General features: G+C 69.0%; 14 protein-coding genes. 6 read left to right on the top strand and 8 right to left on the bottom strand.

Going from position 1 to position 13,239, the window contains the following annotated elements:
* Positions 1 to 67: 67 nt before the first annotated feature.
* Positions 68 to 394: a PadR family transcriptional regulator gene (locus FB561_RS08245; RefSeq protein WP_145804668.1), complete on the top strand. Its 327-nt coding sequence runs from the start codon at positions 68 to 70 to the stop codon at positions 392 to 394.
* A 48-nt stretch (positions 395 to 442) separates the two neighbouring features.
* Here the strand turns inward: FB561_RS08245 and FB561_RS08250 are convergent, their stop codons facing one another.
* The 4 genes from FB561_RS08250 to FB561_RS37755 form a co-directional block, all read right to left on the bottom strand.
* Positions 443 to 1,105, bottom strand: coding sequence for a permease prefix domain 1-containing protein (locus FB561_RS08250; RefSeq protein WP_238334711.1), 663 nt, complete (start codon positions 1,103 to 1,105; stop codon positions 443 to 445).
* 79 nt (positions 1,106 to 1,184) lie between these two features.
* Positions 1,185 to 1,562, bottom strand: coding sequence for a DUF2784 domain-containing protein (locus tag FB561_RS08255; protein ID WP_145804672.1), 378 nt, complete (start codon positions 1,560 to 1,562; stop codon positions 1,185 to 1,187).
* A 25-nt stretch (positions 1,563 to 1,587) separates the two neighbouring features.
* Entirely contained in the window at positions 1,588 to 2,244 is a 657-nt protein-coding gene (locus FB561_RS08260) for a GNAT family N-acetyltransferase (protein WP_145804674.1), read from the bottom strand.
* 19 nt (positions 2,245 to 2,263) lie between these two features.
* Complete coding sequence (locus FB561_RS37755; RefSeq protein WP_170284599.1) at positions 2,264 to 2,440, bottom strand: hypothetical protein; 177 nt, start codon at positions 2,438 to 2,440, stop codon at positions 2,264 to 2,266.
* Between the two features lie 205 nt (positions 2,441 to 2,645).
* Here FB561_RS37755 and FB561_RS08265 point away from each other — a divergent pair, with 205 nt between their 5' ends.
* The 5 genes from FB561_RS08265 to FB561_RS08285 all read left to right on the top strand — a co-directional run bounded on the left by FB561_RS08265 (position 2,646) and on the right by FB561_RS08285 (position 7,170).
* Entirely contained in the window at positions 2,646 to 3,953 is a 1,308-nt protein-coding gene (locus FB561_RS08265; RefSeq protein ID WP_145804676.1) for an aminotransferase-like domain-containing protein, read from the top strand.
* Between the two features lie 129 nt (positions 3,954 to 4,082).
* Positions 4,083 to 5,030 (top strand): D-alanine--D-alanine ligase family protein, encoded by a 948-nt coding sequence (locus FB561_RS08270; protein ID WP_145804678.1) that lies wholly within the window; start codon positions 4,083 to 4,085, stop codon positions 5,028 to 5,030.
* Between the two features lie 7 nt (positions 5,031 to 5,037).
* Positions 5,038 to 5,940: an SURF1 family protein gene (locus tag FB561_RS08275; protein WP_145804680.1), complete on the top strand. Its 903-nt coding sequence runs from the start codon at positions 5,038 to 5,040 to the stop codon at positions 5,938 to 5,940.
* A complete protein-coding gene (locus FB561_RS08280) occupies positions 5,937 to 6,290 on the top strand; it encodes a DUF3817 domain-containing protein (protein WP_238334712.1) in 354 nt (117 codons plus the stop codon). The genes FB561_RS08275 and FB561_RS08280 overlap by 4 nt, the downstream gene beginning before the upstream one ends.
* Before the next feature lie 661 nt (positions 6,291 to 6,951).
* The gene (locus FB561_RS08285; protein ID WP_238335150.1) at positions 6,952 to 7,170 is read left to right on the top strand and encodes a helix-turn-helix domain-containing protein; all 219 of its coding nucleotides are present in this window, start codon (positions 6,952 to 6,954) and stop codon (positions 7,168 to 7,170) included.
* Positions 7,171 to 8,817: 1,647 nt separating this feature from the next.
* Here the strand turns inward: FB561_RS08285 and FB561_RS08290 are convergent.
* The 4 genes from FB561_RS08290 to FB561_RS08305 form a co-directional block, all read right to left on the bottom strand.
* A complete protein-coding gene (locus FB561_RS08290) occupies positions 8,818 to 9,771 on the bottom strand; it encodes a ParB/RepB/Spo0J family partition protein (RefSeq protein ID WP_145804682.1) in 954 nt (317 codons plus the stop codon).
* Between the two features lie 356 nt (positions 9,772 to 10,127).
* Positions 10,128 to 11,063: a ParA family protein gene (locus FB561_RS08295; protein WP_170284600.1), complete on the bottom strand. Its 936-nt coding sequence runs from the start codon at positions 11,061 to 11,063 to the stop codon at positions 10,128 to 10,130.
* Between the two features lie 886 nt (positions 11,064 to 11,949).
* A complete protein-coding gene (gene rsmG / locus FB561_RS08300; protein WP_145804684.1) occupies positions 11,950 to 12,621 on the bottom strand; it encodes a 16S rRNA (guanine(527)-N(7))-methyltransferase RsmG in 672 nt (223 codons plus the stop codon).
* Positions 12,622 to 12,639: 18 nt separating this feature from the next.
* Complete coding sequence (locus tag FB561_RS08305; protein WP_475422031.1) at positions 12,640 to 13,158, bottom strand: Jag family protein; 519 nt, start codon at positions 13,156 to 13,158, stop codon at positions 12,640 to 12,642.
* Between the last annotated feature and the right edge of the window lie 81 nt (positions 13,159 to 13,239).

The following is a 13,239-nucleotide window of genomic DNA, read 5'->3' on the forward strand; positions in this document are numbered from 1 at the left end:
TCGTCTACATGTAGCGTTTCTACATGTCGCCTCTCGACAGTAACACCTGTATGGGTAGACTGCCTACATGAAGGCCGACGCACTCCGTGGACACCTCGACCCGATGATCCTGGCCGTGGTCGAGCACGAACCGCTGCATGGCTACGCGATCATGGAGGCGCTGCAGGAACGCAGCGGAGGCGAGCTGGACCTGCCGACCGGCACGCTGTACCCGGCCCTGCGGCGGCTGGAGCGCGCGGGGTACCTGGCCAGCGAATGGAGCACCGTGGGCGGGCGGAAGCGCAGGACGTACCAGCTGACGTCGGCCGGTCAGAAGATGCTGTCCACCGGACGGGGCGAGTGGGAGACGTTCCGGACCGTCATCGAGGGCGTACTGCGGCCGCGGACCAGCTGAGGCCGCCGGTCAGGCGAGGCAGAGGTCCAGGCGGAGGTCAGACAGAGATCAGGCGAGGCGGAGGCAGCGGGCCGCGGAGCGACCGACGATCGTCAACGGCAGCAGCACGAAGGTACCGACCACCAGCAGGCCGCCGGGCGCGGAGCCGTGCAGTTCGTTGCTGGACAGACCGAGGCAGATCGACATCACGCTGACCGTCACACAGCTCACCAGCGCGAACAAGGCGGTCACCCGGGTCGCCTGGTCCCGCACCACGGGGTACCGCAACCCGAGCCCGGTCCCCACCAGCGCGAGGACAGAGCCGAGGATCGCCAGCGAGCCGACCACCATCACCAACTGGTTCACGATGCCGATGAACGCCGTCGGCGACTCCGGCTGCTGGGTCCAGGCCCAGACTCCCTGTTTCCACACGATCGGCTGGGCCAGCATCACCAGGCAGAGCATCAGCGCCGTCCGCCGGCCCTGCGCGATCCCGAGCTCGGCGCGGTAGCCGGGGACCACGTCGGCCAGCGTGCCGAAGTCGTCCACCGCCTGCTGCTTCGCGTTCGCCGGGCTCAGGCCGTCGGACTCGAACGCCTCGGTCGCATCGACCAGGCTGTCCCGTGCCTCGGCGAGCAGGTCTGCCTTGCGCCGACCGGGACCGCTGAGGGCACGGCTCAGGCCGTCGAGGTAGGTCTCGACCGGGTCGGCTGTGCTGATCGCGCTGGACACGGCTACCAGTATGGGATCCGCAGGTCGCCGATGACGTCGGGGTCTCCACTGAGCCGCCCCTTAGATCGAGTCGCGGAACTCAGACTCCCGTGGTCACCCGCTCGCGTTGGCGCCGGCCGGTGACGAAGAAGCCGATGTACGAGATGACGACCAGGGTGAAGCCGATCCGCTCCGCCCAGGGCGTCCCGCCGACCGGCCAGACCGGGCCGTCCAGGTAGTGCGCGATGTACCCGCCGACGTACGGCTGCTCGCCACCCTCGCGGCGGAAGAACTTCTCCAGCGCGGTCACCGGGCAGCCGAAGTCGAGCAGCACGATGACGAGGTTCCAGAACACGATGAACAGGTGGACCCAGATCAGCCACCGCCACTTCCAGGCCAGGAAGCCGCCGATCACGAAGAACACCAGCATCGCCCCGTGCAGCACCATCACCACGTCGGCGAGGAACCGGAACACCATCGCTGCCGTCCTTTCGGGCCGCTGCTCAGCGGGGGTCGTCGCGCAGAAGGGCGTCCCGGACCGTCACCGGTGCCGGTGGTGCGTGCTCCGGCCGGATCGCGCCCCAGACCTTCTCGACCGCGGCCTCCATCTCGCTCCGCCAGGTAACCGTGGAGCGGAGATCGAGCCGCAGCCGGGGATTGCGGGGATGCTCCCGGACCACGCCGAACCCGACCGCCTTGAGGAAGTCGGTCGGGAACACGCAGCCCGGTCCGTCCCAGCGGGAGTCACCGAACGCCTCGACGGCCCGGAACCCACGCTTCAGCACGTCCTTGGCGACGGCCTGGACGAGGACCTTACCCAGCCCCGTCCCGAGGTACCGCGGCAGGATCCGCCCGGTCGCGAGCACGACGGCATCAGGACTGACGGGTGCGGTCGGGAACGCCTGGATCCGCGGGAGGTACGCGGCGGGCGCGTAGATCGCGTACCCGGCGGGCTCCTCGTCGACGGTCAGCACGACGCCCGCGCTGCCCCAGTCGAGCAGCAGCTGGGAGAGCCAGGCCTCCTTCTCGAGCTCGGTGTCGCCGGCGCGGCTGGCATGCCGGCCGGCGACGGGATCGAGTTCCCAGAAGACACAGGAACGGCACGGACCCGGCACGTCACCGAGATTGGCGAGCGTCAACGGTTCCAGCCGTCGGGCCATCAGGCGTCCAGCCGTCCTCTCACCGTGCGGCGGGAGCCGGGGTCCGGACGTCGGGTGTCTCGGCCGCCTCGGGGGCGACGTAACGCTGCTGCACCTTGGCCGCCGGTTGTCGCCGGAACAGCTCCCCGGCGAACCCGGCGAGCACGCCCAGGAGTAGTCCACCGAGCGTCCAGCCGAACGCCTTGCCCACGCTCATCCGATCCTGCCTTCCGCGGTGCGCCAGGTCGTGCCGCGACGGGTGACGACCGGCCGCCGTCTCAGCTGCCAGTCCGCGGCATGGTCGAACCTGCCCCTATAAGGCATGGTAGTGAGAGGTCAAGCCGATCCACAGCCCCGGCGCGCGCCGGAGGCTCGGCGTAGCCTGGTGACTTCCCCTCGATCACCCCGTTTGGAGCCGCTCCGTGAACGACCTGCCCGATGTCCGGCAGACCCGCCTCGACAACTACGTCGACCGGTACGCAGCACGGACGAAGGGTATGACGGCTTCGGAGATCCGAGCTCTTTTCTCCGTCGCGAGCCGGCCCGAGGTGGTCTCGCTGGCCGGTGGCATGCCGAACATCGGTGGCCTCCCGCTCGACGTGGTCGGCGGCGCGGTCCGCGACCTGGTGACCGAGAGCGGTGCGGTCGCGATGCAGTACGGCTCCGGCCAGGGCGACACGGTGTTGCGCGAGCAGATCTGCGACGTGATGCGGCTGGAGGGCATCGACGCGCATCCCGACGACGTGGTCGTGACCGTCGGCAGCCAGCAGGCCGTCGACCTGGTCACCCGGGTGTTCTGCGATCCGGGCGACGTGGTGATCTGCGAGGCCCCGTCGTACGTGGGCGCGCTCGGCGTTTTCCGGGCGTACCAGTGTGAGGTCGTGCACGTCGCGATGGACGACGACGGGGTGCAGCCGGAGGCGCTGGAGCAGGCGATCGCGGCGGTCCGTGCGGCCGGCAAGAAGGTCAAGTTCTTCTACACGATCCCGAATTTCCACAACCCGGCCGGGGTCTCGCTCTCCACCGAGCGACGTCGCCGGGTGCTGGAGATCTGCCAGGCCGCCGACCTGCTGGTGCTGGAGGACAACCCGTACGGGCTGCTCGGGTTCGAGGGCGCTCCGTACCGGGCGTTGCGCGCGGACGACCGGGAGGGCGTGATCTACCTCGGCTCGTTCTCGAAGACGTTCGCGCCCGGGTTCCGGGTCGGTTGGGCGGTCGCGCCGCACGCGGTCCGGGAGAAACTGGTGCTCGCCCAGGAGTCGGCGACGCTGTGTCCGCCGGTGTTCAGCCAGCAGGCGATCTCGGCGTACCTGAGCCGGCACGACTGGCTCGGCCAGGTGAAGCAGTTCCAGGAGATGTACCGGGAACGCCGCGACGCGATGCTGGCGGCGCTGACCGAGAAGATGCCAGCAGCAACGACCTGGACGAAGCCGGGCGGTGGCTTCTACGTCTGGCTGACGTTGCCGGACGGCCTGGACGCGAAGGCGATGCTGCCGCGCGCGGTGACGGCCCGGGTGGCCTACGTCCCCGGAACGGCCTTCTTCGCCGATGGTTTCGGCTCCCAGTGCATGCGGCTGTCTTACTGTCACCCGACCCCGGAGCGGATCACCGAAGGTGTCGCGCGGCTGGCCGCGGTGATCAACGAGGAGCTCGAGCTCCGGCAGACCTTCGGCCCGCTGCCACCCGGCGCCGGCCACGACTACGACGCTCCGGGCCCGGAGCTGAGCTGATGCCCCGCGCTGCGAGAGCGCGGGATGGTCGGGCGGCCCGTGGGTCCACGAGCGGATAGCGGTACCGTTCGAATGGGCCTCGGGACCGGCGCGGAGCCGGAATCGCCCACGAGTGATCGGGAACTGTCTATGAGTGATCTGGGTCGAGTGCTGGTACTGGCCGGCGGGCTGTCGCACGAACGGGACGTCTCGCTGCGATCGGGCCGGCGGGTCGCCGACGCGCTGCGCGGAGTCGGCGTCGAGGTGGAACAACGCGACGTCGACGCGAGCCTGGTCGACCGGTTGCGCAACGATCCGCCGGATGCCGTCTTCCCGGTCCTGCACGGCGTGACCGGCGAGGACGGCGCACTCCGCCAGGTCCTCGACCTCTACAACGTGCCGTACGTGGGCGCCGCCGCGGCCGCCTGCCGGACCGCCTTCGACAAGCCGGTGGCGAGCACGATGGTCCGCGCGGCCGGCCTGAGTACGCCGGAGTCGGTGGTGCTCGGGCACGACACGTTCCGCGAGCTCGGCGCCGCCGCGTTGATGGAGGCCGTCATCCAGCAGATCGGGCTGCCGTTGGTGGTCAAGCCCGCGCGAGGTGGTTCGGCACTCGGTGCGTCGATCGTGCGCTCCGTGGACGAGCTGCCGTCGGCGATGGTGAACTGCTACGCGTACGGCCCGGTCGCGCTGATCGAGCGATACGTCGACGGCACCGAGGTCGCGGTCACGGTGCTCGACACCGGCGATGGACCCCGCGCGCTGCCGCCCGTCGAGATCCAGCCGGACTCCGGCTTCTACGACTACGAGGCCCGCTACACGGCCGGCGCCACCCAGTTCATCGTTCCGGCTCGGCTGGACAGCGAGGTCGCGGCCGCGTGTGCGAAGGCGGCCGTGACGGCGCACGAAGCGCTTGGCCTGCGGGACCTGTCGCGGTCGGACCTCGTCGTGGACGCGGCCGGGGTGCCGTGGTTCCTCGAGGTGAACGTGGCACCGGGCATGACCGAGACGTCGCTCGTCCCCCTCGCTGCCGAAGCGGCCGGGGTGGAGCTCGGAGTACTGTGCCGCGACCTGCTGGCCGCGGCCGCTGCCCGTTGAGGTCTTGATGCCTGTCGCGCCGACCGCCGATCCCGTGGAAACTCCCGCCGTTCCGCCGGCGCAGCCGTTGTGGCGGACCATCCTGACCCCGCGGTGGACCGCGCTGCTGGTGCTCGCCGTTGCGATCGCCGCGATGATGTCGGTCCTCGGCGTCTGGCAGCTGGACGTGTATCGCTCGAAGACCGCGGAGGCGACGGCGAAGCAGGCCGCGATCGCGCCGGTCCCGCTGCAGTCGCTGTTCCCGATCGACTCGGGGTTGCCGGCCAAGGCGGTGGCACGGCGGGTGACGGTTGCCGGGACTTGGGGTCCGGCGGCCGACCAGATCTTCATTGCCGACCGCTTGCACGACGGGCAGGCCGGGTTCTGGGTGGTGAGCTCGGTGATGCTTCCGGCCGGTGACTCGGGGTCTGGGTCTGGGTCTGGCTCGGGCTCGGGTGGCTCCGGCGCTGGGAGCGCGGCCGGCGCGGTCATGGTTGTGCGTGGGTGGGTGCCGTCGGTGGACGACCCAGCGGCCAAGGCGCCGCTCGGCAGCGTGTCCCTCACGGGCGCGGTCGCCGCCTCCGAAGCGCAGGACTCCTCGGGTGAAGCGGCGAAGGGCCGCGTCCTCTCGTCGCTCCGCATCCCCACGATCGTCGATCTCGTCGACTACCGGGTGTACGACGCGTTCGTCGTCCTCACCTCGGTCGACCAGAGTTCGTCCCCCGCGGCCGGACTGACCCTGGTGACTCCCCCGAGCCCGCCGACGGATCACGCCGGCCTCCGCAACGTGGCGTACGCGTTCCAGTGGTGGCTCTTCGCTGGCTTCACTCTGTGGATGTGGGGCCGCATGGTCGTCGACGCCAACCGGCCGGGTGATCCCGACCACCAGGACGAGGACGACGACGCGGTACCCGGTACCGTTTCAGAGTGACCTCCCCCGCAGACCACAGCACGTCGGCCGGCCAGAAGAAGAAGCTCTCCCGGACCACACACAGCGCCCTGATCCGGTACCAGGTGCTCGCCTACGTCGTCGGCGTGATGCTGCTCCTGCTCACCTTCGTCGCGATGCCCGTCAAGTACATCGGCGACAACGAAGCCCCGATGAACCTCATCGGCCCGCTGCACGGCTTCCTCTACGCCGTCTACCTGCTCGCGACCCTCGACCTCGCCCGCCGGGTGAAGTGGTCCTTCCGCTACCTCCTCCTGGTTGCCATCGCCGGCACCATCCCCTTCCTCTCCTTCTACGCGGAACGCAAAGTCCACCGAGACCTCACCGCCTGACCCCGGTCACCCCCGAGCCCTCGTAGCCCTCCCGGCTGCGAGGGCTCCTTCGTTTCACGTGAAACCGCACGAACCGCAAATGCCTTTGTCGACATATCGCTGAATTCTCGCCGACAGCCAGTTCTCCAGGACGCCCTGAGAGCAAAAGCCGCCCAGACCGACCGCCCCGCGAACGGCTCTCAAGCCCGCTGACAGAACCATCCTTCAGCCTCCGAGAACCGGAGTTGGGCGTCAGATGTCGACTTGGCGCTGTCCGCCCGATAGGCGCTGTGAGTCAGACTCGCGACCGAGATCGAGATCGGAGTTGGCGGGGCAGGGTGCGAGGTGGGCAAGCGCGCTGCACCCGAGGCGGCAAACGCGCTGCACCCGGCCTGGCACGTTCGAAGCCCTGACTCGCCGAACCCAACCCGCCGGCGCCGATCCGGACCTGTCCAGTCGAACGTCGCTACTCGTGCACGACGAGACCCACCACCCAGGCGCGCTTGATGCCGAGATCGTCTGCAGCATTCGAGTCGACCAATCGCGTGATCGGCGGCGTACCTGCAGCCAACGCCGCCGGCCCCGGGCGTGGTCGCTATCAAGGTGTCGACGAAGCTTGAGAGTGAGGCCATAGCGACGGTCCAGAACGAGGCCATCCAGACAGATTGGATGGGTGATCTCGGTGGAGGATTGGGCTCTGATCCGGCGGCTGGTCGCGGACGGTGTTCCGCGGCGTCAGGTTGCGCGGGATCTGGGGATTGGCAGGTCGACGGTAGCGCGGGCGTTGGCTTCGGACCGGCCGCCGAAGTACGAGCGTGCCGCAGGGCCGACGGCGTTCACGCCGTTCGAGACGCTGTACGGCAGTTGCTGGCCAGGACGCCGGACATGCCGGCCGCGGTGATCGCTGAGCGGGTCGGCTGGACCGGGTCGATCACGTGGTTTCGTGACACCGTCCGGCGTCTGCGGCCTGAGCACAGACCAAGAACCCGACGAACCGGTGGCCCCGTCGTCGAGCGTCTGATCGGCCTCATCTTCGAGCGTTGCCGACACAAGGAAGGGCGGAGTCGGCTACGCACCACGTCGACATCGCCGCAGTCGCCGTGCCGGGTTGGCGATGCGTCGCCTTGCCGACCTGTCGTGGTGCCGATGCGTCGTGGTGTGCCGATGCGTCGTGGTGCCGATGCGTCGTGGTGCCGAGCTCCAACTCCTCCTCGACCGGCTGCCCGATCGGCTGACCAGACCACGGTGGCCTTGAAGCGATCGGGTTGGTCAGGAGCCCGCCCGGTCCAGGAGCCTCTGCCAGCAACTCGTCGTCGACGCCGACGGGTTCGGCGATCCAGGCGAAATGAGCGGACGGCTTCCGCGACTCGCTAGCAAGGCCGTCGATGCGCCTCAACTCCCCCTGTATGGGGGCTGGGTGCAGTCCTGACCACGCCAACCAGTTGGCGCCCACGGACAGTCGACGACGCGACAAGTCGACATCGCCTCCCTCATCAAACCTGCGGCACTGGATGGGGCGCCATCTCCTTCCGCAAGCCCTCGACCGCCAGGTCCGTCCTCATCGCAGAGCCGGAGCTCGTCGAGGCCACCGTGACGTCGGCCGAGCGATCGCGATACCGGACGGCCGGCTCGAACCCGTCGGGGCCACCGGTGATGACCACGGAGACCTCGAGCGGTCCGGATCGGTTCCCGCGGCCTCGGCGGCTACGGCCATCGGGTTCTCGTCGGTACACACCAACAGGCCGACCAGATCGGCGCACTTCGACGCACGGCCGATTCTTCGGACCTCGGCCTACCGCGAAGCGATCGCTCCGATCCGAGAAGGCCGGCCACGCCAATAACACGCACCTCCAGCTGCGGCCCTTGCAGCCGAGTGGCGCGGCCCCGTCCACAGGCCCCCCGTCCACAGGCCCCCCGTCCGCAGGCCACCTCCGCAGGCCACCTCCGCAGGCCCACCTCCGCAGGCCCACCTCCGCAGGCCCACCTCCGCAGGCCCACCTCCGCATGCTCACGTGCGCGCGCTCACGTACGCGCGCTCACGTACGCGCGCTCACCGTCCCCACGCCGTCGTCCGCCTGCCCACGTACGCGCGCCATAGTCCCCACGCCGTCCCCACGCCATAGTCCGCACACCCACGTCCGCACGCTCCGTCCGCGCAGTCTCGGCCGCGCGCACTCGGCTGCCCCGTCGCTGGCGCTGATTCGGCCGGCGCCAAGACTTGGCCGAGGACTTGGAGGTTCTGACCGGAACGCGAGTTGACGCTCGCATCCAGTCGACGACGCGATAGGTCGACATGGCGCCATCCGTCGCGTCCCCCGCGCCGAGCTCAAGCTCCTCGCGGATGGGCTCCCCTGGCGACAGTTCAGACCACGAGCTGTAAGGCGATCGCGTCGGTCAGGAAGCTGTTCGTCTCAGTGCCGGTCCGGCCGATCGGTGGCTCGATCGTGGTTCTCCAGGACGCCCTGAGAGCAGTTTCCGGTCCAATCGCGCCGGACCGATTTTGCTCTCAGGGCCGCTCACAGAACTCTGGTGGGCCGGATTTCGGCGCTCAGCTCTGCGGCTTGTTCGGGTCCATCAGGGTCACGATGCGTTCGAGGTCGTCGATGGAGGCGAACTCGACGGTGATCTTGCCCTTGGTCTTGCCGAGGTCGACCTTGACGCGCGTCTCGAACCGGTCGGAGAGACGGTCGGCCAGGTCGACCAAGCGCGGAGCGACCGGCTTGTTGCGGCGGCGGTTCTGGGCGGGGTGTTCGTCGTTCATGTCGCCCATCGCGACGATCTCTTCGACCGACCGGACCGACAACCCCTCCGCCACGATCCGCTGCGCCAGCCGCTCGATCGCGTCGCCGCTCGGCAGGCCAAGGAGGGCACGCGCATGTCCCGCGGAGAGAACACCGGCCGCGACTCGACGCTGGACCGACGCCGGCAACTTGAGCAGGCGCAGGGTGTTCGAGATCTGCGGACGGGACCGCCCGATCCGCGTCGCCAGCACCTCCTGCGTACAGCCGAAGTCGTCGAGCATCTGCTGGTACGCCGCGGCTTCTTCCAGCGGGTTCAGCTGGCTCCGGTGCAGGTTTTCCAACAGCGCGTCGCGGAGCATGACGTCGTCGGAGGTCTCCCGGACGATCGCCGGGATCGTGGTCAGACCGGCTTCCTGGGTCGCGCGCCAGCGCCGCTCACCCATCACCAATTCGTACTGTTCGCCGGCGAGGCGGCGGACCACGATCGGCTGGAGCAGGCCGATCTCCTTCACCGAGTGGACGAGCTCCGCCATCGCGTCCTCGTCGAAGACGCTGCGCGGCTGCTTCGGGTTCGGGGTGATCTTGTCGACGTCGATCTCGGCGAACTGCGCACCGGGGACGGTGGCGAGTTCGGGCTCGGCGGGCTTGGCCGGCGGCGCTCCGGGGATCGAGCTCGACTTGCTGCCGAGGGTCGTACTACTGCCGGGAGCCGGGGTGCTCGGAATCAACGCACCGAGTCCACGTCCAAGCCTGGTGTTCATACGACTCCCTCGAGGTCTGCGACTGCGGTCCCGGCGGAGCGCCGGCCACCCTCTCCCAAACAATTAGCCTGCGCAACGGTAGCCGGTCCTTGTCGCGCCAACATCTCCGACCCCACCCATCTCGTGTCGCGTTCCACGTGAAACACCGCCGCCGCGGTTCGTCCGCATCACGGTTCCACGTGAACAGGCGCTATTCCAGCGACCCGCCAGCGTTGCCCAGACTGTCCGTTCCACGTGAAACACATCGGCGGCACACCCTTCCCCCACCCGCGGTGAGAGCCCCCGTTTCACGTGGAACCGTGGGGATCAAAGAAGGCCCGGACCAACGGCCCGGGCCTTCGCGGTGCAGCCGTCGGTCAGGGGGTGTTCCGCATCGCGATCTCCCGCGACGCCTCCAGGTACGAGAGCGCGCCGGCAGACGCCGGGTCGTACGCGAGCACCGTCTGGCCGTGGCTCGGTGCCTCGGAGATCCGGACAGAGCGCGGTACCGCGGTCCGCAGTACGGCGTCCTGGAAATGGCCACGCACCTCGGCGGCGACCTCTCCCGCAAGCTTCGTCCGGGCGTCGTACATGGTGAGCAGGATCGTCGAGACGTCGAGCTCCGGGTTCAGGTGCGACTTCACCATGTCGATGTGGCGGAGCAGCTGGGACAGACCCTCGAGCGCGTAGTACTCGCTCTGGATCGGGACCAGCACCTCGCGGGCCGCGGTCAGCGCGTTCACGGTGAGTAGACCGAGCGACGGCGGGCAGTCGATGAAGACGTAGTCGTACTTCTCACCCGCGGCGGCCGTCTCGGCCAGATGCGCGTCGAGCGCGCGCTTCAGGCGGCTCTCCCGGGCCACGATGCTGACCAGTTCGATCTCCGCGCCGGCCAGGTCGATGGTCGCCGGGATGACACTGATGCCCGGGTGCTCCTCGCAGGGCTGGATCAGCTTGGCGAGCGACTCGCCCTCGATGATCGCTTCGTAGATGCCCGGGGTCCCCTCCGCGTGCTCGATGCCGAGCGCCGTGGACGCGTTGCCCTGCGGGTCGAGGTCGATGACGAGGATCCGCGCGCCGTACAGGGCGAGGCCCGCGGCGACATTCACAGTGGTCGTGGTCTTTCCCACGCCACCCTTCTGATTGGCGACGACGAAGACCCTCGTCTCCTGGGGCAGCGGGAACTCGCGGCCCATCGTGCGTCCTTCGTTCACCAGCAGGGTCCGTTCGGTGGCGGCGGCGATCGGGGTCTCCAGCAGTCGTCGCTGTAGCTCGTCCGAAGTGGCCCGCGCGGCGATCTGTGCGGCAGTCATGGCGCCCATTCCAAGAGGTGCGGGACTTGGCCCGAAGAGGATGTCGGTGGGGGTCGGGGCGGGTTTACCCCCAGGTTCATCCACAGGCCTCTGTGGATGAATTCCCGTGTACGGGGGCGTCTCCCGGGGGTGGTCATCCACAGGGGGTGGGGACTCGGGGTACTGCTCCTCAGTATCGCGGATCGAACCCGTTTCACGTGAAACCGGAGCGTCGGAACGCACCGTCGGCAGCGTCGCGTCCAGGCCGGCCGAAGCCGCCATCCGCAGAGCCGAAGGCGCCCGCGACTCGGCCGGCGAACCCGCCGAAGGAATGTTGTCCACAGGAGCTGTGGACGCAGCAGGCCGATCACCAGTCGGCCCGAAGTCCCTACCAGGCACGCTCTCCGAAGCAGCCTCGTTCGCAGGAGTGGGCACCAGTTCGCCCGGTACCGCTTCGATCCCGGAGGACGACGGGGACGAGGACACAGACGAAGGCGTCACCTCGAACCCAGACGCAGTGGGAGATGTGAACTCAGGCGCCGGCGCCACGGAAGGCTCGGGCTCGGACTGCCCTCCAGAAAGATCGGCTCCGGTCGGCTCCGGAGTATCCACAGGCACGGGGCCTGGCGAGTTAGATGCTCTGGGCAACTCGGTATCCACAGGCGACGACTCCGCAGTGGACGGAGAGCTCACCCCAGCGGCGGACTCGGGGCTGTCGGCAACGACCGCCTCGGACCCACCATCGACGGAGGTAGGTGCTGTGGACTTCGGCGGGACGATCGGTGCCGGATCTGTGAGGACCTGGGTGACGGACTGCGGAGGTTCGACCGGCCAGCCGATGGCTTGGGACACCTGGGGGTGACCGGTGCTCTTCTCAGGCCATCCGAGGGCACGGCTCACGAACCCCTCACCTCCCGCGTCTTGTGTGCTTCGATCCCCGCGCAGCACGTCCGGCCACAATACTCACGACGGTCGTCGGCTGGGCCAGTTCGCCATCCCCGAGTTGGTGGATGTGCCATTCTTCCGCGCCGAGGGCCGTCAGCCGGCGTTCTGCTCCGGCGAGTTCCTCTTCGGCGGACGATCCCTTCATCGCCAGCATCAGGCCGCCCTCCGCACACAACGGCAGGCACCACCCGGCCAGCTTCTCCAACGGCGCCACGGCACGCGAGGCAACCACGTCGTACTCCGCGGGCGCGAGGTCCTCGGCCCGAGCCCGGACCACTTCGGCGTTGGTGAGATCGAGCTTCTCCACAGCCTCCTCGAGGAAGGTGGTGCGCCGGAGCAACGGCTCGACGAGCGACACCCGGAGATCGGGACGAACGAGAGCGAGCACGATCCCCGGCAGCCCGGCTCCGGTCCCGATATCGGCGACCGTCGACCCTTCGGGGATCAGGCGCTCCAGCACCGCGCAGTTCAGCAGGTGTCGCTCCCAGAGGCGCGGCACCTCGCGCGGACCGATCAGACCGCGCAGAGTTCCTTCGGTGGCCAGCAGGTCCGCGTACGCGGCCAGCCGGCCCGCCGCTCGGGGGTACAGCTCCTCCACCAGCGGCGGGGTTTCACGTGAAACGTCTCCGGTCACGAGCAGACCACGACGGCGTCAGGAAGGCTGGACGACGACCCGGCGACGCGGCTCCTCGCCCTCCGACTCGCTGGTCAGCCCGGCGGCCGCGACGACGTCGTGCACGACCTTCCGCTCGAACGGCGTCATCGGCTCCAGGCGGACCGGCTCACCGCTCGCCTTCGCCTCCTCGACCGCCTTCTTGCCGACCTGCTCCAGCTCGGTCTTGCGGTTCGCCCGGTAGTTCGAGACGTCCAGCATCAACCGCGACCGCTCACCGGTCTCCCGGTAGACGGCCAGCCGGGTGAGCTCCTGCAGCGCCTCGAGCACCTTGCCGTTCTCGCCGACGAGGTCGCTCAGGTCGGCACCCACGATCGACACCGCGGCCCGGTCGCCGTCGATGTCCATATCGATGTCGCCGTCCAGATCGGCGATGTCGAGCAGCTCTTCGAGGTAGTCGGCCGCGATGTCGCTCTCGTTCTCCAGCGCCTTCACGCGGTCCTCCGCGGACTTGCCGGGCTTCTCCGCCGACTCGGCGTTCTGCATGCCGTCGCTCACGGCCACTCCTTCGTGATTCGAGGTCCGCCCCACCGGGACCCAGGTCTTACAGTGCAAGGAAAACTGGGGGTACCGCCGCAG

This window comes from Kribbella amoyensis, assembly GCF_007828865.1.
GTDB lineage: Bacteria > Actinomycetota > Actinomycetes > Propionibacteriales > Kribbellaceae > Kribbella > Kribbella amoyensis.